2 protein-coding genes and 1 pseudogene are annotated in these 1,016 nt (G+C 39.2%); 2 read left to right on the forward strand and 1 reads right to left on the reverse strand.

The window, feature by feature from the left end:
* Window positions 1-240: transposase (locus A5N85_RS13990; RefSeq protein ID WP_211268259.1), on the forward strand; the 240-nt coding region annotated here is incomplete at its 5' end.
* Here A5N85_RS13990 and A5N85_RS14865 read toward each other — a convergent pair.
* Window positions 212-783, reverse strand: a pseudogene (locus A5N85_RS14865) (transposase); the annotation flags it as partial. The gene A5N85_RS13990 and the pseudogene A5N85_RS14865 sit on opposite strands and share 29 nt — an antisense overlap.
* A 70-nt stretch (window positions 784-853) precedes the next feature.
* On the opposite strand from A5N85_RS14865, the gene A5N85_RS14005 reads away from it, so the two are divergent.
* Window positions 854-997 carry a helix-turn-helix domain-containing protein gene (locus tag A5N85_RS14005; RefSeq protein WP_072577660.1) on the forward strand — a complete coding sequence of 48 codons (144 nt, stop codon included), beginning with the start codon at window positions 854-856 and terminating at the stop codon, window positions 995-997.
* Window positions 998-1,016 lie beyond the last annotated feature (19 nt).

Below are 1,016 nucleotides of genomic sequence, written 5' to 3' on the forward strand. Positions count from 1 at the left end.
AATGCCGCTTTTCATAAACGCAGTGATATTCAAGCAATCATTGAAGAGCATGGGCATGAGATAGTTTGGTTACCCCCTTATAGTCCAGACTTAAATCCTATTGAAAAGATGTGGGCTTGGATTAAGCAAATAGCAAAGAATGGCGGATGGATTGTATTGATACTTTATTCTTTTATCTGCTTTGGATTGGGTTGGGCTTTAGATGATTGTACTATAACATACCAACATATAAGAGTTTAAGCAAACTGGTTTCATTAGGAAACGCCCCTTTAGTTTTAGTTAACTTGCAGAATTGACGATGGACTGCCTCTACCGCATTGGTGGTATAAATGGGCTTTCTCACCGCCTCAGGATATTTAAAATAGTGACTTAGCAAATGCCACTTATCCCGTTAAGACTTAATCACCGCAGGATATTTATTACCCCAAAGGTTTTCTAACCTATCAAGCGCCAATACAGCTGACTCTTTATTGACCGCTTTATATAGTGCGATCAGCTAAAAAACAAAACATCCTATAGCCCTTATCTAGCCATTCTGGCGGTAGATAACATTCTGTTTTTTAGCTGATTTGACTATATACAGGCTTTAAATCCTGCATGAAAGTTTTTTGCTCACGACTAGCCACATAACGCAAACTCACGGATTTGCTGAAGCACACACAGTTGCACCTCAGTATTGAGGAAGATAGCCTGTATCGCTTCAGGAAAACCTTTTAAGCCATCCACACAAGCCATGAGAATATCTTCCACGCCACGGTTATGTATAGTCAAATCATTTATAATCCAATCTATCCAAAGCAGATATAAAGAACGACTTATAGTAGAATTATCAAAAACAAACTGAGCATATCCTATGACCTACTGCAGCCAATTCCGACAAAAAATTCTTAACGATATTGCTAATGGAGAAACTTGGCGCGCTGTTGCAAAGCGCTACAAGATCAGCAAATTCACCGTCTATAGCTGGATTAAAATCCCCATCCTAAAGGCTTACTGAGCGTAAGCCCTCAAAGATT

The sequence above is a fragment of the Suttonella ornithocola genome (genome assembly GCF_001889065.1).
Taxonomy (GTDB): domain Bacteria; phylum Pseudomonadota; class Gammaproteobacteria; order Cardiobacteriales; family Cardiobacteriaceae; genus Suttonella_A; species Suttonella_A ornithocola.

Coding starts and splice junctions, on each gene's coding strand:
- A5N85_RS14005 (WP_072577660.1), top strand. CDS start 854: ATGACCTACTGCAGCCAATTCCGACAAAAAATTCTTAACGATATTGCT.